The sequence below is a fragment of the Okeania sp. genome, from assembly GCF_035285525.1.
Taxonomy (GTDB): Bacteria; Cyanobacteriota; Cyanobacteriia; order Cyanobacteriales; family Microcoleaceae; genus Trichodesmium.
In genome coordinates this window covers 1-20,743 of record NZ_JAYKGW010000105.1, presented here as the reverse complement: position 1 = coordinate 20,743, position 20,743 = coordinate 1, and the positions used below count along the sequence as shown (strand labels likewise).

13 protein-coding genes and 1 pseudogene are annotated in these 20,743 nt (G+C 36.4%); 8 read left to right on the top strand and 6 right to left on the bottom strand.

Annotated features, from left to right (window positions below; genetic code table 11):
* Nucleotides 1-196: 196 nt before the first annotated feature.
* The gene (locus VKJ25_RS09960) at nt 197-502 is read right to left on the bottom strand and encodes a hypothetical protein (RefSeq protein ID WP_324236476.1); all 306 of its coding nucleotides are present in this window, start codon (nt 500-502) and stop codon (nt 197-199) included.
* Between the two features lie 383 nt (nt 503-885).
* Between VKJ25_RS09960 and VKJ25_RS09955 the strand changes: the two genes are divergently transcribed.
* Both VKJ25_RS09955 and VKJ25_RS09950 read left to right on the top strand, forming a co-directional pair.
* The gene (locus tag VKJ25_RS09955) at nt 886-2,727 is read left to right on the top strand and encodes an ammonium transporter (RefSeq protein WP_324236475.1); all 1,842 of its coding nucleotides are present in this window, start codon (nt 886-888) and stop codon (nt 2,725-2,727) included.
* Between the two features lie 512 nt (nt 2,728-3,239).
* Entirely contained in the window at nt 3,240-5,141 is a 1,902-nt protein-coding gene (locus VKJ25_RS09950) for a WD40 repeat domain-containing serine/threonine-protein kinase (protein ID WP_324236474.1), read from the top strand.
* Nucleotides 5,142-5,310: 169 nt separating this feature from the next.
* On the opposite strand, the gene VKJ25_RS09945 is transcribed toward VKJ25_RS09950, so the two are convergent.
* Nucleotides 5,311-6,831, bottom strand: coding sequence for a trypsin-like serine protease (locus VKJ25_RS09945; RefSeq protein ID WP_324236473.1), 1,521 nt, complete (start codon nt 6,829-6,831; stop codon nt 5,311-5,313).
* A gap of 291 nt (nt 6,832-7,122) precedes the next feature.
* Between VKJ25_RS09945 and VKJ25_RS09940 the strand changes: the two genes are divergently transcribed.
* The 4 genes and pseudogenes from VKJ25_RS09940 to VKJ25_RS09925 all read left to right on the top strand — a co-directional run bounded on the left by VKJ25_RS09940 (nt 7,123) and on the right by VKJ25_RS09925 (nt 9,571).
* Nucleotides 7,123-7,467 carry a hypothetical protein gene (locus VKJ25_RS09940; protein WP_324236472.1) on the top strand — a complete coding sequence of 115 codons (345 nt, stop codon included), beginning with the start codon at nt 7,123-7,125 and terminating at the stop codon, nt 7,465-7,467.
* Nucleotides 7,468-7,634: 167 nt separating this feature from the next.
* Nucleotides 7,635-8,429 (top strand): YdcF family protein, encoded by a 795-nt coding sequence (locus VKJ25_RS09935; RefSeq protein ID WP_324236471.1) that lies wholly within the window; start codon nt 7,635-7,637, stop codon nt 8,427-8,429.
* Between the two features lie 420 nt (nt 8,430-8,849).
* Nucleotides 8,850-9,256, top strand: a pseudogene (locus tag VKJ25_RS09930) (ATP-binding cassette domain-containing protein); the annotation flags it as partial.
* 90 nt (nt 9,257-9,346) lie between these two features.
* Nucleotides 9,347-9,571, top strand: coding sequence for a P-loop NTPase family protein (locus tag VKJ25_RS09925; RefSeq protein ID WP_324236469.1), 225 nt, complete (start codon nt 9,347-9,349; stop codon nt 9,569-9,571).
* A 140-nt stretch (nt 9,572-9,711) separates the two neighbouring features.
* On the opposite strand, the gene VKJ25_RS09920 is transcribed toward VKJ25_RS09925, so the two are convergent.
* On the bottom strand, nt 9,712-10,824 hold the full coding sequence (locus tag VKJ25_RS09920) for a site-2 protease family protein (protein ID WP_324236468.1): 1,113 nt from the start codon (nt 10,822-10,824) through the stop codon (nt 9,712-9,714).
* 699 nt (nt 10,825-11,523) lie between these two features.
* Between VKJ25_RS09920 and VKJ25_RS09915 the strand changes: the two genes are divergently transcribed.
* Nucleotides 11,524-11,904, top strand: a complete 381-nt coding sequence (locus VKJ25_RS09915; RefSeq protein WP_324236467.1) for a hypothetical protein — start codon at nt 11,524-11,526, stop codon at nt 11,902-11,904.
* A gap of 189 nt (nt 11,905-12,093) precedes the next feature.
* Here VKJ25_RS09915 and VKJ25_RS09910 read toward each other — a convergent pair whose 3' ends face one another.
* The 3 genes from VKJ25_RS09910 to VKJ25_RS09900 all read right to left on the bottom strand — a co-directional run bounded on the left by VKJ25_RS09910 (nt 12,094) and on the right by VKJ25_RS09900 (nt 19,378).
* Entirely contained in the window at nt 12,094-12,699 is a 606-nt protein-coding gene (locus tag VKJ25_RS09910; protein WP_324236466.1) for a ribonuclease HII, read from the bottom strand.
* Between the two features lie 17 nt (nt 12,700-12,716).
* Nucleotides 12,717-14,867, bottom strand: a complete 2,151-nt coding sequence (gene rne, locus VKJ25_RS09905; RefSeq protein ID WP_324236465.1) for a ribonuclease E — start codon at nt 14,865-14,867, stop codon at nt 12,717-12,719.
* Between the two features lie 1,733 nt (nt 14,868-16,600).
* Complete coding sequence (locus tag VKJ25_RS09900; protein WP_324236464.1) at nt 16,601-19,378, bottom strand: TIGR03960 family B12-binding radical SAM protein; 2,778 nt, start codon at nt 19,376-19,378, stop codon at nt 16,601-16,603.
* A gap of 423 nt (nt 19,379-19,801) precedes the next feature.
* On the opposite strand from VKJ25_RS09900, the gene VKJ25_RS09895 reads away from it, so the two are divergent.
* Complete coding sequence (locus VKJ25_RS09895; protein WP_324236463.1) at nt 19,802-19,996, top strand: hypothetical protein; 195 nt, start codon at nt 19,802-19,804, stop codon at nt 19,994-19,996.
* Nucleotides 19,997-20,743 lie beyond the last annotated feature (747 nt).

Genomic DNA, 20,743 nt, shown 5'->3' with positions numbered 1-20,743 from the left:
ACTTGCTCTTGCCCAAAAGTGGACATAGTATTGAGCAATTCCATATCATCCGTCACAGTTGCCCCTCCGGTGGATTTAGATGCTAGACGTTATGGAATATTACACTAACTGAAATATTATGTCAATGTTTTGCTATAATTAATTTTTGGGGTTAACGGCCATTAACCTCTAGTCGTGAAGATATTATAATCAGGACTTACGCAGATGAACCCAGAAACCCGGTTTCTCCTAGACTTCTATTGCTCAAAAAAAACGACTTATCGTCGAAACCGAGTTTCTTTGCGTAAGTCCTATATAATATCATGTCCGGATCATCAGTGATCAAAAAACTTTTTTCCTTTAAACCAATATTCCCTTCTGCCTTCAGCATAGCTGCCTTCCTTCCTCCGAAAAGCTTAATAATATCCTGAGCATAGATTTTAGCAACTTTTTCTCTTGATTTATCCGCCAGTTCAATATAGTTATAGTAATAATTGAAACTAAATATTTTACTTAGATTCAATATAATAGCGTCAGCATTCCGCAAGAATAGCTGACGGCTGAATGCTTAGATAATAGGGGTGCATTAACTTACTAAAAAATTAATAATAAATACTAACAGGACTTACGCAAAGGCTCTATATATAGAGTGTTGGTGCATTACGCTTCGCTTTCGCGTAGCGTTTCGGCGCTTGAGCCGACATATAAAGCGGAGCTTTGCGGAACGCAAAACACACCCGAGTAATAGCGTTCATGCGTAAGTCCTGAGTTAGTTAGGACTTACGCAACTGCAACGTATTTCGTCCGATGCGACGGTCGGGAAGCAATCTCAAACCCATGTTTTTCCTACCTCATAGCTTGAGTCCTATAATTTTTTACTCATATCTAAAATTAGACAGAAATTTTATGGAAAAAGATATTGTTTCACTAGATATTGTTACAGCAAATACTGTGCCCATAGATATTATTTTTACTATATTTTGTGCAATCCTAGTAATTTTAATGCAGTTAGGTTTTGCTCTTTTGGAAGCGGGGTTACTTCCTTCTAAGCATACCGTTTCAATCATATTCAAAAATTTTGCTGACTTTGGTGTTAGCTTTCTCACATTTTTCTTTTTTGGTTACTGGATATTAAAAGGTTTTAATTGGGATTTACATCCTTTCAGTCTGATCAAAGCAGAATCAACAAATATTGAAAATGCCAAGCACCTAGTAGATTTTATTTTTCAGGGAGCTTTTGCTGCTACCGCTGCCACTATATGTTCCGGAGCGATCGCTGGGAGAATGAAGTTATCTGATTACTTAATTATGAGTAGCTTCATTTCGGGAATTATATATCCCCTAGCAGGTTGGGTACTTTGGGGTCTTCTGGAACCAGTATTTATAGATTATGCTGGTTCAGTGGTGGTACACGCAACTGGCGGTGCTACAGCTTTAGCGGCGACTTTACTTATTGGATCGCGACCGGCAAGGGAAAGACGATTACCACCTCATAATCTGCCTTTAGCGACAACAGGTGTATTTCTGTTGCTCATCGGTTGGTATGGTTTTAATATGGGCAGTACCCAACTATCTGTAGGAACAGCAGAAGGTTTAAATGAAATTGCTCTAGTTGCTATTAATACCACCTTAGCAGCAAGTGTCAGTATGATAGTCACAATTTTTCTGAGTTGGTTAAATAATATTCCCAGGCTCACGATCGCTATCAATGGTTTACTTGGTGGATTAGTCGGAATCACTGCTGCACCAAATGTAGCCATGATTTGGTATCCGTTTTTTATAGGCGGTATTTGTGGTTTGGTAGTTTTCTTGTATTCAAAATCTATTATTGAGAATAGACTCTCATGGGAAATAATGGATGACCCAGTTGGCGCTGTCATTGTTCACTTGGTTTGTGGTGTAGTCGGGGGTTCTGCTGTAGGAATCATTAGGTTAGTTGAGAATCAGCCATACGCAAGAACCCAAGTCGGGGCTTCTCTAATAGCTCCGATTCTGGTGTTCGTGGGTTTTGCCATATTTTTGTTTGCTTTGGACAAACTAATTACATTTAATCGGAAACCAAGATTACCCCAAAATCAAGATGAAGGTTTTTTCGCCATGCTTGGTATTTTTAATCGTCTTCGCAGTGACAACTCTGAAATACAGAGAGGTTTAGATTTAACCAACTACCAGGAAACAGCTTATGATATTCCTGGTCCCCTAGAAAGTCCTGGCCTATTTCAGCAAAGGATTGATGCACTCTTCATTCAGTATCTGGAGAAAGAGAGCAAAGAACTATATCTTGCAGGCAGAATCACACCTTCCATAGAATATGCGAGGAGCCATTTTAGATATAATAAAGCAGCTAAAGCAAGTAATCTTCCAGACGAAGCAAATAGGAGAGTAAAAGCTAATCATATACCTTTTGATGTAGCTTTAGAATCATGGCTGCTTGAAGCTTCATTGCTGGTGGAAAGATATTTTCAGCTTTATGGTCATGTGATCAAGGTTAGTGACAAAAATTTAGCTGAAAATTTTAAGAATGCTGTGGAGGCGGTTGATAAATATCCTTTCCAACCTAAAAAATATAGAGAACATTTTTTTAATCAAAGAATGAACGAAGTTATTAAGCAATTATGGAACATTAGAATCATAACTTATAATCATAATAAGAATACGCGAGAATCAGTACAAAATTTAACATATATTTCCAATGAAATATCTAAACTAAGACGAGAAATTGCCCTTTTGAAAGGTAAAAATAGATAGGGTTTTATAGAACGAACCCATTTGGTATCTCTAAAAAGTCAGGATTGAAAAACAGGAGTCAGGATACAGGATTCATATCATGTCCGGTTCAGCAGTTACATTTTAGAGGAAGGTAGGTAGAAGCTTTTATGCCATTTTTACCTTGATTCTATACACGCTCCGATACTACCGGACATGATATCAGGAGTCATAATTTCAAGAAATAGAATAGATAGGACTTACGCAGTGACGCTACATATAGCGCTTCAAACCAGGGCACAATAGTTTTTGAACTCTATAGATAGTACCTTTGCGTAAGTCCTGATAGAGAAAAAAAGTATAAAAATACCCCCATTATGCACCATCTCTCCCACTCTCCCACTACCCATAACCGGATTCTATATAAATACTCAAAAAAACAGAAAAATTAATTTAAGCTTAACTTCAGCCAATCCTCACAAAAACTAGAATATAGTAACAAAAAAACTTGCAAAAATCCTGTAAATATAATCTTTAGCTAAAAATCTATCGGCATGAGTTATTGCCTCAACCCCAACTGTCAAATTACCCAAAACCCAGACTTCAATAAATATTGCCAAAATTGCGGTACAAAACTATTACTAAAAGACCGCTATCGTCCCTTAAACCTAATTGGTCAAGGAGGTTTTGGCAGAACATTTTTAGCTATTGATGAAGATAAACCTTCTAAACCTAACTGCGTCATTAAACAATTTTTTCCCGCTTCCCAAGGCACTAATAATGTTAATAAAGCTGCCGAACTATTTGAAAAAGAAGCTACCAGATTAGACGAGTTGGGCAAACATTCCCAAATTCCCGAACTTATGGCTCATTTCACTCAAGATGGGCGACAATATTTAATCCAAGAATTTATCCCTGGAAAAAATTTAGCTCAAGCACTGAAAATTGAAGCACCCTACAATGAAGACCAAATTAGAGGTTTCCTGAAAAATTTACTGCCAGTGCTACGGTTTATTCATTCTCATAACGTTATTCACCGCGATATCAAACCAGAAAATATTATTCGCTGTGAAAATAGCGATCACCAGTTAGTATTAGTAGATTTTGGTGCTGCCAAATATGCCCTGGGAACCGCACTCTTCAAAACAGGTACAACTATCGGCACTCCTGAATATACCGCACCCGAACAAAACCGAGGCAAAGCAGTATTTGCTAGCGACTTATATAGTTTGGGAGTGACCTGCTTGCATCTATTAACTAAAGTTTCCCCATTTGAATTATTTGATGTCGGTGAGGGAACTTGGGTGTGGCGACGTTATTTACGCAATAATTCTGTGAGCGAAAAATTGGGTTATGTTTTGGATAAACTGATAGAAAATGCAGTCAACCGTCGTTATCAGTCTGTTGATGCAGTTATGGAAAATTTGAATACGGAGCCTGATCTGAATTTAACTCTGGTTCAAGATAAAACTGCGATCCAAACACCAGAAGTTAGGTTTGCACCTGTACCGAGTCAAACTTGGAAATGCTTACATACTCTCATCGGTCATCAAAAATGGGTTTGCTCTGTTGCTTTCAGTCCGGATAGCAAAATTGTCGCAAGTGGTAGTGAGGATGAAACTATTAAGTTGTGGGAGGTAAATAGTGGTAGAGAGATATTGACTCTTCGCGGACATTTGGGTTATGTCAACTCTGTTGCTTTTAGTCCGGATGGCAAAATATTGGCGAGTGGGAGTGATGACAAAACTATTAGATTTTGGGATGTGCAAACAGGAAAACTGCTTTGCATTCTCGGTGACTGGGGACGGGGAGAATATTTTGTTCATTCTGGAGGAGTTACAGCGATCGCTTTCCATCCGAACGGCAAAACTTTAGCTAGTGCGAGTAAAGATAAAACTGTGAAGGTTTGGCGACTGGGGGATGATATTTATGCTCCTAACTACGAGAAGTTGATGATGACTTTGACCGGACATACACAACCAGTCCGAGCGATCGCGTTCAGTCCGGATGGCAAAATATTGGCGAGTGGGAGTGAAGATAATATGATAAAAATCTGGGATTTAAGTTTAGGAAATACTGTGAAAAATTTATGTAATTATTATCAGGGAATACATTATATTTATGCAGTTATTTTTAGTCCTGATGGTAAGGTTTTAGCTAGTGGCGATCGCGACAACAATATTAAAATTTGGCAAATAGAAAGTGGTGAAATATTACAAACTTTGGAGGGGCATTCTAGGGATGTTCTGGCTGTAGATTTTAGTCCTCAAGGAGATATTATTGTTAGTGGTAGTGAGGATGGAATTATTAAAATTTGGGATCGGAAAACAGGTCAGCAAATCGGAAATTTAGAAGGTCATTTAAAGTATGTTAATTCTGTTAATTTTTCTAAGAATGGAAAGATTTTAGTTAGCGGTAGTAGTGATAATACTATTAAAATTTGGCAACAACAGTAATCGCTTTACCTTCAAAAAGCAACCCGGTTTCTTCACTCAAAAAGAAACCCGGTTTCTTCACTCAAAAAGAAACTCGGTTTCTTCACTCAAAAAGAAACCCGGTTTCTTCAAGAAACCGGGTTTCTGAGTTCACGTCTGGTTTCTGAGTTCACATCCACTTATTGCATCACTAACTTCTCAGAAAGAAATCTTCTGCTATTAAAGATGGAGTATTTATCAAAGTCGCAAACTGAGCGCCACTGCCAAAACCCGCTGCGCTACCATTAGGATTATAGAACAAATTACCATTGTTCCTATTATAGACAATAACTGCATCAGAAGTTGCTGCTTGTCGGTCATTCCTAACTGTGGCAAACTCATCTCCAATATTGAACCCAGTTCCAGAGTCACTATTAATAGCAGTAAAAGTTTCCAAGTCTAAAATCATAATGTCTCCTTGGGTTTGGGAAAAATCTGTAATTTCGTCTATACCGATATCCTTACTTTGAAATTTATTATTAGTATTAAAGATAAAATTGTCAAAACTCCCACCTCCAGTAAGTGTATCATTGCCAGCATTACCATTGAGGCGATCGCTACCTGTACCACCTGTAAGTCTATCCTTACCAGAACCACCATGAAGGGTATCCCTACCTGCGCCCCCTGTCAGTTTATCATTGCCAGCATTACCATTGAGGCGATCATTACCTCTTCCCCCGAACAAAGTGTCATTACCACTACCACCTCTTAAAATATCTCTACCTGAAGCTCCCACAAGTTTGTCTTTACCACGACCTCCACTAATAGTATCATTGTGATCAGTACCATTCAAAGTATCATTACCCCTAGTTCCTTGAATTTTCTTTGGTAGGTTCAGAATTTCATCAATGAAGCTAGCATAAGCAGAAATCCTGGTATCAACACTGTATTCTCCAAAACTAGCATTGGTAATATCATCTACATCTATATCTCCTGTTCCCGGAGAAAAACCATAAGATGTGATGCCAGCTATTTTGCCATCAATAAACGCCGGACCTCCTGAATCTCCAGAAGTAGAATTTACTTCTAGTTCTACTCCCAACTGTTCCAAACCATATTGTTGACCAAAAGCATCATTTTCTGGTTTCCCACTATCAAAGTCGAAAGCAAGTTGAGTACCTTTGGGAATAGTTGTAAATCTAACAGGAGACTCAGCAAAAATATCAGCTAAAGCATCATAAACGTTATTGCCAAAGCGCTTGGTAGATAAACCGAAATTATTTTCACCGTTTGCACCTGTTCCAGAGTTACCGTAACCTACACGGGTAAAAGTTTGATTAACCTCATCAGAATCACGGTAAATTTCGTAACCCTCGGCAAAATTTGGTGCTTTATCTAATAATTTAACAATAGCAATATCGTTATTACTGAATGAATCAGAAGTCCAATCAGGATGAATGAAAATTTCTTTGACACTTCTTTCCTCCAAACTGCCATCAGCTCGTTCAAAAGAAACTTGATAGTTACTAGGATTAGGATTTAAGTTAGCCGAATCATCCTGATTATTAAAGCAATGGGCAGCCGTTAGAATATGAAAACCATCACCAGCTAGCAGTGTTCCCGTGCAAAGTTCTCTCCTACTCGTATTTTCAAGTTGAACAACTCCGGTAAATTCATCAGAGGGGACGATAAATCTTGTATCGTTGCGGTTATTACTGGAAACTGCTACCATTAAATATTTCCTCAACTGAAGTACAATTTATTAGGTGTTGCTAAATTCAGGGATGAATATAAGTGGGATGGGCATCCTGTCTGTGCAAACATATAATCAACGGGCAAGATCCCCCATACACAAAACTATTAAAATTATGTCGCATCTATGCAATGCCATTTATTATATAGCAATCCTAAATATATCGTCAGATTTTAGTTTTTTCTCACAAATGATTTCTTATGGTTATATACTAATAATCATATTAGTCAAATCAGAGAAAATTATTGTTTTTAATAACTATAAAAAAATATGGATAAATCATCAATATCAACAGGATTAATCGCTGGAATAGTAGCTATTCTATTTTTCAGTATTAGTTTTAGTTTACTAGAATATACAATAAAATTAAGTGTTATATTTGGTGTGATTGGAGGAATTTCGGCTGGATTATTAGGGTTGTGGTCGCAAATAGAATCAAGACCAGAAATTCCAGAAAAACCAGATGCTGAACCTGTAGATTCTCCCCAACCATCCAAACCAATTTCAGCAATTAAAACATGGCCTAAAATACCTAAAGAACGTAGTGGTGTTTCTGTATTGAATTGGTTCTTCAGACAAAATCAAATACCCTCAAAGTCTAGAAAAAAATATTAATTATAGCCATAATAAATCATTCTTCAATAATGGATAATTGGTAAGATAAAACTGTAGAGGTTTGGTCTCAAAACCCCAGGAATAAGGGGTTTGATATCCAAACCCCTACCAGCAAATCTTACAACCTATTTAGGATTACTATACTTAACTAAATTACTCAACTAATAATGTTTTTATTTCTTTCTAAATTACTCCCTTTATTTATCTATCCATTAGGAATATCTTGCTTACTAATGTTGATAGCTTTTGTTTTATTATGGTGGTATCCCAAATGGTCTGCATTAGCAATTTTTCTAGCCTTCACAGTGACACTTGTATTTAGTAATTCTTGGGTTTCTCAAGAATTGATTAAATCTTTGGAATGGCAAAATTTACCACCAAAAGAGTTACCTTCGGCAGAAGCAATAGTAGTTTTAGGTGGTGGAATTAAACCAGCTAATTCTCCCCGCCCCTGGGTAGATTTTAGTGAAGCAGGAGATAGAATTTTGTATGGAATCAGATTATATCAACAAGGTAAAGCACCTTTTCTAATATTAAGTGGAGGTAGAATTAATTGGAAAGATGGAGGAAATCCTGAGTCTAAAGATATGGCAGAAATAGCAGAGTCTATGGGAGTACCTAAAAAAGCAATTTTACAAGATACTGATTCTTTAAATACTTATCAAAATGCTGTTAATGTTAAACAAATTTTAGACACAAAAGAAATAAAAGGTTCTGTATTGTTAGTAACTTCAGCACTGCATACTCCCCGTTCTATCTCGATCTTTGAAAAGCAGAAAATATCCGTAATTCCAGCACCAACAGATTTTATAGTTACAGAAAGAGACTTACAGGAAAAAACAGATAGTTGGCAAGGTATTCTATTAAATATTATTCCTGATGCTGCTAATCTACAAAATTCGACTAAGGCTTTAAAAGAATATATAGGTATGATGGTCTATCGTCTGCGGGGTTGGCTGTAAAATCAGTTATCAGTTATCATTTATCAGTTATGAGCAAAACTTGTAGTTGACTAATACTAATTACCATAAACTTTGCTATATATAGTTATTTTTGCAGTTAGGCTCCTGAAAGTGAAAGGAGTTTAGTAATAATACCAAATTCGGTTATAAAAGATTATAAAAAATTTGACAAAACCTAATTAGGGTTTGCCAATTAAATATCAAAACTTTTATCAAAATTGATACTATACTTTCCTTCCTCCCTCTTCCTTCTTTCATCTTCTTTCTTTTAACTTAAAGATAACCATAAGTTAACCAAAAAATTGTAAAATTTGGTAACTCAATTTATCCTATTAAATAAAAATATCTAAATACAAAGCTATAGAAGTTAAAAATCTAGATAAAAGTTTTCAAGGTAAACCATATCTAGTACAAATTAATATGAATATTGAAGTAGGAGAAATGATTGCTATAGTTGGTGCTTCTGGTTCGGGAAAATCTACCTTACTACGACACATTAATGGTTTAGAAAAAGGAGATAAAAGTACAGTTTATGTATTTGGCACAATATTACAAAAGGATAATAACTTTCACTCAAATATTAGAAAATTACGTTGTCAAATAGGCTGTATTTTTCAGCAATTTAATTTAGTTAAACGACTAACAGTTATTGAAAATATCTTAGTGGAAAACTTAGGGCTAATGTCTCTAGTAAATTCTACACTGCGTCTATTTACAAAAGAACAAAAAATACCAGCACTTGCTGCATTAGAAAGAGTAGGAATTTTAGACCAAGCTTATCAAAGAAAAGAGCTTCTCAACTTTCTGGAGGACAACAACAAAAAGTAGCGATCGCCCGTTGTTTAGTACAGACAGCCAAAGTTATTTTAGCAGATGAACCTATTGCTTCTTTATATCCAGAATCTGCTCGTAAAATAATGGAATTATTATACGAACTTAATCGGGAAAATGGCATTATTATTGTTACTTCTCTACATCAAGTTCAAATGGTACGTCGCTATTCTGAGCGGACTGTTGCCCTCAGAAATGGAGAGGTTGTTTTTGATGGTACAACACTTAGTCTTGATGATAATAAACTTGACAAACTTCATGGTGCAGCACCATCAGAACTTGTTATTACTGGTCATGGAGAATTGGTTTAGTTTTTGTAGAGGGTACGGTTCCCGATAAATTGGAGACCAAACCCCTACATTGAATATTTCTTAATTAAACCTACTTAAACTGATAGTTTTTAGAGGGTTTGAAATAGTTAGTTCAATTCTAAATTCTTAATTTTTAATTCTTACGATTTTTTTTCTAACAAACCCTTAATTGAAGATTTATCAATTAACCCAACTAAAGCACTATTTTCCCCAATAACAGTTAGCTCATTGATTTGCTTTTGCTCAAACAAAGAAACTACTTCTAATAAGGGAGTTTTAGCTGTGACAACCTCCATTTTCGTCACAGGTTTCATCAATTCTTTCACTTGAACTATAGGCCATTCTGAAGTATTAATTATTTTTAAATCATCAACATTAATTTTTCCTAATAACTGCCCAGTTTCATTTGTAACTAAAAATTCTTTTCTAGCTTCTTTTCCAATCACAAATTCATTCACAAATTCTCGTAAAGATAGATTTTCTGACACAATTGGATTATTAGTAACAATAGCATCTAGAGCAGTTAAACTCGCCAGAGTACCTTGAATTTCTCCATATTGAGCAGAACGACTAGCATTTTGTAGAAGAAATAAACCAATCAGAATATTCCAAAAATTAGGAAAAATACTAAATAAAACAGTCGGAATTAAACCAGAAATTATAGCTAACCAACCAAATACTTGACCTACTCGACTAGCAAAAATAATTCCTTTATAAGGGTTATTAGTAATTTTCCAAACAATAGATTTAAGGATATTACCACCATCAAGAGGTAGACCAGGAATTAGGTTGAATAATGCTAAAGCTAAGTTGATATAAGCTAACAGTTGAATAATTGATGCTATTGGTCCGCTAATACCTATAGAAAAATTAATTGCTGCGAATAAAATGAATAATATTAGACTAACTAAAGGACCAGCAATTGCTACCCAAAATGCTTCTGCTGGTGTTTTTGATTCTCTATCTAAACTAGCTAAACCTCCAAATAAAAATAAGGTAATTGACTTTACTTCTATTCCTTGAGATATAGCAACAAAACTATGTCCTAACTCGTGAGCTAAGACAGAGGAAAATAACAATAATGCTGTTATTAATCCTAGTACCCAAGGTAAAATTCCATTCAATTCTTGGGGAAACTGTGTTGCTAAGTTATCCCCATAATTTAAAGTCAGAAGACCTAAGACTAGAAACCAGGATGAGTTAATGAAAAATGGTATACCAAATAAGTTTCCTACTCGAAAAGATCCATTCATAAATTTATCCTCTTAAAACTAATTTTTAACTCTTTAAAACCCACATATTGAATGTAACAAAATCTAGGTAAGATTTGTGTTTTTCTGATATGGTATTATCCCTCCTTGAATATTCGGTGATTTCAGTTAACAGCATTTCTTACTGACCTAATAATTAGGGCTTGCTGAATTATTGATGAAAGTCTTTACAGATAAACCTTTTAGCATTTTTAGGTAGGTCAAAAGTATCAGCTTTTCAGTCTGGAAAGCTAAAAAAATCTAGGATTTTCTAGCCATAATTAGCCGATTTTTCGGGAACCGTAAATCAAGGGATAATTCTTCTAACTACCTCTTCTGTAATTCTTATTCCTTCTGGATTGCAGGATTGCTGGATTCTGGCTTCTCCCTGCTACTAAAAGACTTTTACGGTTCCCGATAAATCAGCAAACCCTAATTAGCAATCTTAAATAGGTTGTGACAAATCAAAAAGTAAATAAAAAAAACTGAAATTCACACCTGTTCCCTGTTCTCAGTTAAGTCTTCCCTAAAAAGCAGTAATATTTTTGAGACTAATAAAATAGGATTGCTATATGTTAACTATTAATTATAGGACTTACGCAAAGCGACCAATAAACCCGGTTTATTGCAGTAATATTGTTGTTTAAGCCACCAAATTTCGTTCATAAATCCGGTTTCTGCGTAAGTCTTGAATTAGTATAGGTGTTATATCAAAAAAATTGGGTATTAGTTAAGAAAAAGTTGTCAGATTTACCACTGAAGATTCAATGTTTAAATCTGACTATTCCTGAGAATAATATAGCTTTAGCAAATTCCCAGACCAAAAAATTGGGAGGAGAAATTAAGCTAGGTTTAGGTGGAATTTTTCAGAAAGTATACAAATTTAATCACTGTACAAATAACTTTGCTTCTTTAGGAGAAAATCAAATTAATAATCTACAAAAAATCACGGAAGTTGTTAAAACTCTGCACCATAAAAGTCTCACACAAGTACAGGTAACAAAACAAATACATGAATCCTTCCAAAATTTGCTGGGTTTAGTAGCACAGATATCAAAATCAGTGAAAAATTTTCGTTTATAAACAAGAGAAAGACTATTGATATTTTACAATAATTTTCTTGATTTATGGAAAATTTTTATTGCTATAATTAAACACAAAAACTAGAAATAAACTTCAAAAGTCTTACCCATTGCCCATTCATTGCCTCCATACCTCTCTACTACCTATTTGGAGACTACTACCTACTCCCTACTACCTACTACCTACTCCCTACTCCCTACTCCCTAAAGAAAACGAAAGACGATGTTGAGGCGACACCCCGTAACTGACTATCCCTTGTTTATGCTTTTTGGTACCATAACCTTTATTATTAGTCAAGTCATAAACCGGATATTTTTTCGCCAAACGCACAATCAAAGCATCTCGCCAAACCTTAGCCACAATACTAGCAGCAGCGATCGCCAAACACTGACTATCCCCCCTAACAATAGTCCTTTGAGGAATAAATAAATCTCTAATCTCCTGATTCCCATCAATCAAAACCATATCGGGCTGAGGTTTCAGCTTTAAAATAGCCCGCTTCATCGCCAATAAAGAAGCTTGCAAAATATTCAAACGGTCAATCTCTCGGACAGAAGCAATGCCAATCTGACAATCCCAAGCCACCCTCCTAATTTTCGCAGCCAACTGACACCGACGTTTTTCACTCAGCTTTTTACTATCTTTTACCCCGCTATTAGCCAAATCATCCCAAACCTCCGGTGGCAAAATGACCGCTGCTGCCACTACTGGCCCAAATAATGCCCCACGTCCCACTTCATCCACACCAGCAGTCAGAGGTGAGAATGGCTCATCAATAAACTCAGAAAACACCATTTCCCACCTCCTATTCTCTATTCCTTTTCTTCCGTAACTGCGGAAGAACGACGGCGACGGCGACGAACTGGTCCAGAATCATCAGAGTCATTACTATCTAAACTTAGGTCAACATCTAAATCATCAGATTCATTACTATCTAAACTTAGGTCAACATCCGAATCACTTAACTCCATATCATAACTATCATCTAAAGCCTCACTTTCAAAGGGGGGTTTGGGGGGATGATCATCCTTATCTAAAGCCTCACTTTCAAAGGGGGGTTTGGGGGGATGATCATCGTTATCTAAAGCCTCACTTTCAAAAGAAGAATTTTCATCTAAAGCCTCACTTTCAAAGGGGGGTTTCGGGGAATTATCTTCTTCAACCTCTTTATCCTCTTGTTCTTCCCTAGTTCCGCTCAGATTACTTTTCCCTTCTCCTGGCTCTTTAATAGAAATAATTACTGACTTAGAATTTCTTACTGTTCCCTCCTCCAATAATGTTAATGGAGAAATACCCATCAAAGCGTAAACATCCTGTTCATCAGAAGTCATTTCTACTGTTACTACTTCTGGAGGTTCAGTAACAGGTCTAATTATCTCCCTTCCCGAACGTCGATTTGAATATCCGTCAGAAAGAATAGGATACTCCATTCCCGAACCTAACTCTCTTTCTTGTAAATCCAAAGACTCATCCTGCATAGTTTCACCAACCGCTACTCGACGGCGACGACGACGACGAGTTTCCTGATAACTAGGATGATTCAATAACTCTAAATCTGAGCTATTATTACCAGATTCAACTTCTTGATATCTGTGTATTCCCTCCCAAGATGAGTTTTGAGCTGTACTAACCAAAGTTGGAGGAGCAACACTCATAGGTCTTATTGATTCTTCCACATCTGGAGTCCTAGAAACTAAAGGCAAATTAACTTCCCCAATAGAAGTTCCTGACTCACCAGGTAAATGAACCAAATGTCCTAATCCATTACAACTAGGACAAGTACGACCAAACAATTCATATATATTCTGACCTTGGCGTTTACGAGTCAATTCAACTAAACCCAACTCTGACAACTGAGCTATCTGAGGTCTAGCTTTATCAGCTCTAAGAGCTTGATTAAAATTTTCTAGAACCTGTAATTGGTCTCGCCGTGAGTCCATATCAATAAAATCAACAATAATTACTCCGGCAATATTCCGGAGACGTAATTGACGAGCTATTTCCGTAGCTGCCTCACAATTTGTCCAAAGTACCGTTTCCCTAGCTGTGGCAGACCTTGTAAAAGAACCGGAGTTGACATCTATCACAGTTAGTGCTTCAGTAGGCTGAATAATAATATAACCACCAGAAGGCAAGTCTACTCTTGGTCTGAGAGCTTCTCGAATAGCTGCATTAACTCGGAAATATTCTAGGATAGGAGTCCGTTCGATATGATGGTCAATCAAAACTTGTAATGGTTTGCCCCCACTCCAGTTCAGCAAATGTTGCTTGACCCGCTTCACCCCCTCACTAGAGTCCACCACAATTCGATTTACATCCGTACTATAGATATCTCGTAGTACCCGTTGAATAAAATCATTATCACGATTTAGCAACGCTGGCGCTCTGTGAGAATTTGCTTCGACTTGGATAATTTCCCACTGTTGCTGCAAAACTTCTAAATCCTCTATTATAGCATCTTCTTCCATTCCTTCTGCTTCAGTACGCACTAATAGACCCATACCCGCTGGTTTAATTAAAATTGCCAAAGCTCTGAGGCGACTTCGTTCATTTTCAGAACGGATACGTCGGGATAAATTAACACCTCGTCCATAAGGCATGAGGACTAAATAACGGCCTGGTAAAGTTATATTACCTGTTAAACGTGGTCCTTTTGTCCCAGTGGGTTCTTTCATTACTTGGACAAGGACTTTTTGTTGGGGTGTCAGTAGTTCTGTAATGGCACTAGAGGAGCGCTTCAGTCGTAATGGACCTAGATCGCTGACGTGAATAAATCCATTCCGTTCGGGGTCTCCGATATTGACGAAGGCTGCATCTATTCCAGGTATTACATTTTCTACAGTTCCCAGATAAATATCGCTGACTTGATGGCTACCTTTGGCGACCACAAGTTCTTGGATTTGGTCTTCAGAAAATACAGCAGCGATCCTTTGCTGCTCAGTAATAATTATTTGTTTCGGCATTCAATTTTCTCCTGTAGAGATTTGGTTATTAGTTTTTTTGTATTACAGGCATCTTGCCTTGAGTAGCACAGGCATCTTGCCTGTATTATTTAGTAGAAGTGTGGCGTCGCAGGTTTGATTAGTTTTGTTTGGTGTTTTTGGGTTGTCTGTGGTGTTGAATGTTATAGCTGATTTTTTCTCACTGGGATATAGCTACTATAGCGCTACGCGCAAGTCAGAAGTCAGAGATTATCTCTGACCGAGTTTGAGCATTTGTAAATGTCCTAATCTTTGCTTCGACCGCTATACAGGCAAGATACCTGTCCTGCAAGTTTGTCTCAGTTAGCATATAAGTTGAATATTTCTATCAACAACATTATAATGGATTGGTTACTGAGAAAAAAGTAGACTAACCACAAATCTAATCAAAGCGCTCAAGTCGCTTAAATGGTTAGTCCAGCCTACTTAGCAATAAGTAAACGTTATTTGGGTAACAATACGTCGTATGGGCGAGGACAGTTTCGACCCCTATGTGTTCGGCATTAAAAAGGTAAAGAGATTTGAAAAACCAGTGTCTCGAACTTAAAAAGCCAAAATAACTGGGCGAGGCCAACTTTACGCATTTTGTGCCAAACTGGAGCCACCGAGGTCCAAATTTTTGCCTAACCTGATGTTTTGAGATCGATATAATCAATCTCAAAAATATCTTATTTATGTAGGAAATAGAGACTGGTTTCTCCTTTTAAGCACATTTTTTCTAATAGTTATCAACAACAAGAATAATCCAATTTCTGTGACAAACCTTGATACCTAGCATTAATTAGAATAATACCTTTTTTCAGAATTTTATAATTAGAACAATTAATACAATTTGTTACCAGGATCATAAGCTGTTAATTTAATTAATTGCAAGTTTTAATTCCTATCTAATTATATATTATTTTCATAGCTTTTTTGCTGCTAGAAAACTTCATAATTTAAGATTAATTTTAGGTAAGTTACATACAACTTCCATACATAGTTTTTATTGAGTAGTTAATTTATTAATGACTCACTGTATTCAATCAAGTTTCTCAAAGTTTCAAGTCCTAGATTATCATTTAATTAAGCTGGCATAATAGCCCATTAGCTACCCTGAACATAATCCTATTTAATTTTGTTTGGCCTTATATGATTGATTAGTTTCTGATTTTACAGAATATTTTATCAAGTCTGTAGTAGAGCTATTACAGCTTAGAGGGTTGTGTTACAAAGGCTGGAAATTTATGCTATTGAAACTATCTCAATTTCAATTACTTAATTGTAAGTTTCTGGTAAGCATTCCGCAGAAAAAAAAGGCTATGAACTAACTTTAGTAAGTTATTAAGTTGAAAAGCTAAATGCTGAATGCTTACAGTTTCTACCCTTTTCAACTAAAATAATCTTTTCAATTTCCAGACTGATAAAACTGAAACTTTTTAACAGATTTTCTTGTATAGCAATATGAAATGATTGGTGAGAAAAAAAACTGTAGGGGCTAGGTCTCCAAATCCCTTTGCACTTGGCTTGAGAGACAAAATCCCTCCCATAAAATAATTAATAATTAAGTCTATAAACATCTCCTTTCAAGGAGAAGAAGCGATCAAGATATCGCCAATAAACCTCCCCATATCTAATCGATCAAGAGACCTAATTTTTTTCCTTTTAGTTAATACTATCCCTAAAAAGAGGAGGTAATTATCAACTATCAATTATCCATTATCCATTACTATAAATTACCCCAAAAATAACTTTTGTCGATGAATATGCCGCAACTTTAATTCTTGTTTGCTGACTTCTTCCAACATATAAATTATATTTTGTGGTCTTAATAAAGTTCCATCATTCTGATAGCTTCCTACATAACGAATAATACCATCAGTTTCATAATTCCAATCTGAATCATCAAAGCTTGATAAAGAAGAATTTAAACCTTTTGGATACTCTAAAAACTCCAACTCAAACAAGCGATCGCGTAAATTAACCACCTTTATTTTACCAGATTTGGTTTGATGTTCCCAAAGAATTGATTCCCTATTTTTAATTTCCTCTACCCATCTTTCCCAAACCCTAGGGGTTTGGTCTCCAAACCCAGTAGAACAGTTATTACCCTCAACTTCCCCTATATTCTGGCAGTCTTGTATCAAATATGAAGCAAAATCATTAGTTTTTCTGACCCTTAAAATGTACTCTGCTTTTTCTAATATCTGAGATAAAGAAGGATTTTTAACCTCTACTTCTTCTACCTTATATATAGGTACACCAATTGGCAATTGACTCTCCAGTTTATTCTGAAATGTTACCACATCCATTACTTCTGTCAACTCAAAATCCACTACTTCCCCAGTGCTAGTTACACCTAAAGATAAAGCACTAGCTGGAACAATTCGTGGACTTGGATGATATCCTCCAGTAAAGGCAATAGGTATATTACCCCGACGGACGGCACGAGCAAATAACCTAGCTAAATCCAGATGACTGACCAAAGCCATCTCTCCCAGTTTACCAAACCAAACCCGCAAACGTTGTACCCGATTTTGATTAGGCACAAATTGACCCACAAATTGAGGAATGGGTGGAGGTGGAACTACAATATTATGACCTAAATCAGGACCACAAACACCACAATGAGAACAGGTCGCAAAAGAGCAGTCCGGAACAGTAGCTTCTGCCAAAGCTTTCTGTAAATCTTCTTTTAGCCAATTTTTATCAATTCCAGTATTTATATGATCCCAAGGTAGAGGTTGGTCAAGTAGGGAATTGATTTGCTTGGAGCATACATCAGAATTATTTTCTGTATTTTCAAATACATTCCATTCACCATTTTCTACCTGACGGTATTTCCAGCTTAAATCTGATTCGGCAATAGCATCACTCCAGGCAGCAAAAGCTCGGTCCAAACTTTCCCACCAAGAGTCCATTCCAGCACCCTTTTCCCAAGCACGGCGAATTACAGATGCTAGACGGCGATCGCCTCTACCCAGAAAATCTTCCATTCCTGAGATACGAACATCTGTATAATTTGCCTTAACACCTTTCATTTTCCGAAATTCTGCTTTTAGTAATTCTTGCTTACGTTTAAATTCAGCCATAGAAACGGAATGCCATTGAAAAGGAGTATGAGGCTTAGGGGTAAAATTAGAAATTGTCATTGTCACCTGTAACTTTTTCCGGCCTTTGGCTCGACATTCTTGCTGTAACCAATAAACAGTTTCGGCAATACCCAACACATCAGCATCAGTTTCTCCAGGCAAACCAATCATAAAATAGAGTTTAACCTTATCCCAACCTTGTTCATAAGCAGTTTTGACCCCCCGTAAAAGTTCCTCATTTGTCAAACCCTTATTGACAATATCCCGCATTCGTTGCGTACCAGCTTCCGGCGCAAATGTCAAGCTACTTTGACGACTACCACCAAGAATATTAGCAATATTTTCATCAAATCTATCTACTCGCTGACTTGGTAAAGATAGAGCAATATTTTCATCTTTAAAACGGTTTCTAATTTCAGTTCCCACCGCTGGTAAGGCGAGATAATCAGAACAACTTAAGGAAAGTAAAGAAAACTCATTATGTCCGGTTGCACTTATACCTTTTTCAATAGTATCTACTATTTGTTCTGGTTCCACATCCCGTGCTGGCCGGGTTAACATACCTGGTTGACAAAAGCGACAACCTCTGGTACAACCACGTCTAACTTCCAGAACTAATCTATCATGGACTGTTTCTACATAAGGAACTAAACCTATAGAATAAGCTGGCATAGGAGTTGCGACTCGACGCAATATTTTTTCTGGCACATCGTCACGAATCGGTGAAACTGAGCCATCTTCAGCCATGCTATAAAATTGTGGCACATAGACACCAGGAACTTGGGCTAAATCTAACAGTAATTCTTCTCTGGTTAAGTTATTAGCTTTTCCCTGTTCAACTATTAGGCCAATTTCTGGGAGTAACTCTTCTCCATCTCCTAGAGCAATAAAATCAAAAAAGTCTGCATAAGGTTCAGGATTTGAAGTTGCTGTTTGTCCTCCGGCGAAGATTAGGGGCAGTGAGGGAGTGGGGGAAGACAAGGAGGATGGGGAGTAACACTTCTGACTTCTTTTAAGTCGTTCTTGCCAAGTCAAGGGAATACCAGCCAAACTTAGCATCTCTAGAATATTTGTCGCACCTAATTCATAACTCAGACTAAAGCCAAGAATATCAAAATCAGTGAGCGATCGCCTTGACTCTACAGCAAATAAAGGACTATTTGTGGCCCTTAATTTTTGGGCTAAATCTGGAGCTGGTAAATATGCGCGATCGCATAATTGCCGTGGCTGAGAATTTAAAATATTGTAAAGAATGATGTGTCCTAAATTAGAAGCTCCTACCTCATAAACTTCTGGATAGGTCAATACCCAGCGTACTTGAGAGCTGTCCCAAGGTTTATGAAAAGCACCAAGCTCATTACCAAGGTAACGAGCTGGTTTGTGAATATCGGGGGTAATTAAATTCTCTACTGCTACTGCCACTATTACTAAAAGTCTTTTTTATGTTTATATATTCGATATATAATAAATAATATATCTCAAGTTTAGGAAGTAGGGAAGGAAGTAGGTGTGTTAGGCGCCAGCGCCGTAACGCACCGTTAAGTAGGGGACTGGAACTGGTACACCAAGAATAGTGCGTTACGACCAGACCTACATCTCTGACACACCTAGAATGGTGGATTAGGGAGTAGGGTAGGGACGCTTTGCTGTGCAACATGAAACCCATTTTTCCCCATGGAACCTCCTTACAGGAGAAAGGTTTTGGTTGGGTTTCGTCCCTCAACCCAACCTACATCTCATACATCTAAATGACGAATATCACTTTTGTATATAGTATTGGATCATTGATCAGGGTAAATATCTAGCAAAGAATTTAACTATGTAGAATTTTTACTTAGATTAACCATGGAACGAAACTGTGTGATTCGGAAACTTGTGTCTAAAGCTCTTTATTTTCGGCAATTAACTCCTGAAATAGAAAATCAAATCAACTCTGAGTTGACAAGACTAGGCTATATTTCCGATGTAGATTACGAAGCATTAGAATTATTAATGGAGGAGATGGATGCCGGACGAATTCAGTTCGTTCCTACTATATAAATAATCTTAATTTTTTGTAGTCTAAATTTTCCTAATTTGGCAAAAATTTTAACAGCAAAGACCATCTTTATTTTGGCAAATCAGTTATTAGAAAATGCCTCAATATGATGATGTCTACTAGCTTCATTTATAAAAATTTTTCAATGAAATTAAAGTAACCTTTGATAATTATTAATTACCTCTTTTAAAGAGTATTGTCTAAAAGATTTTTTTCTTTTTTATCTATGACTGGATAGGATTTATACATTTATTATTAGGTAAATGATCATTTCTTTGCGAAATTTTTTATTTATATAGCAATGATCAACTAGGTTGTAAAAAATCAAAAAATCTATCAAAAAACTGAAACTTTTACCTGTTCATTTTTACCTAAAAGAAATAGGATTTTTATACACAAATAAAATAGGACTGCTATAGCAATGCTAGATAGGTTGTAACAATTAAAAAAATAAAAATAAATTCCCCAACTTCTACCTTTTCTCTGTTCCCTAAGAGTAACAAAATTTTTGGCATGAACCAAATAGGATTGCTATAGTTTATTTTCAGATAAAACCATTAAGATTATGACTCATAACTCCTAACTACCTCCAAAATCTTACAACTAAAACTTCTACCTTTTCTCTGTTCCCTAAGAGTAACAAAATTTTTGACATGAACCAAATAGGATTGCTATAGTTTATTTTCAGATAAAACCATTAAGATTATGACTCATAACTCCTAACTACCTCCAAAATCTTACAACTAAAA

Excerpts from the sequence above, each read along its gene's own strand:
- rne (WP_324236465.1), bottom strand. The coding sequence starts at position 14,867 with ATGCCGAAACAAATAATTATTACTGAGCAGCAAAGGATCGCTGCTGTA.
- VKJ25_RS09950 (WP_324236474.1), top strand. The coding sequence starts at position 3,240 with ATGAGTTATTGCCTCAACCCCAACTGTCAAATTACCCAAAACCCAGAC.
- VKJ25_RS09940 (WP_324236472.1), top strand. The coding sequence starts at position 7,123 with ATGGATAAATCATCAATATCAACAGGATTAATCGCTGGAATAGTAGCT.
- VKJ25_RS09945 (WP_324236473.1), bottom strand. The coding sequence starts at position 6,831 with ATGGTAGCAGTTTCCAGTAATAACCGCAACGATACAAGATTTATCGTC.
- VKJ25_RS09955 (WP_324236475.1), top strand. The coding sequence starts at position 886 with ATGGAAAAAGATATTGTTTCACTAGATATTGTTACAGCAAATACTGTG.
- VKJ25_RS09935 (WP_324236471.1), top strand. The coding sequence starts at position 7,635 with ATGTTTTTATTTCTTTCTAAATTACTCCCTTTATTTATCTATCCATTA.
- VKJ25_RS09895 (WP_324236463.1), top strand. The coding sequence starts at position 19,802 with ATGGAACGAAACTGTGTGATTCGGAAACTTGTGTCTAAAGCTCTTTAT.
- VKJ25_RS09910 (WP_324236466.1), bottom strand. The coding sequence starts at position 12,699 with ATGGTGTTTTCTGAGTTTATTGATGAGCCATTCTCACCTCTGACTGCT.
- VKJ25_RS09925 (WP_324236469.1), top strand. The coding sequence starts at position 9,347 with ATGGAATTATTATACGAACTTAATCGGGAAAATGGCATTATTATTGTT.
- VKJ25_RS09920 (WP_324236468.1), bottom strand. The coding sequence starts at position 10,824 with ATGAATGGATCTTTTCGAGTAGGAAACTTATTTGGTATACCATTTTTC.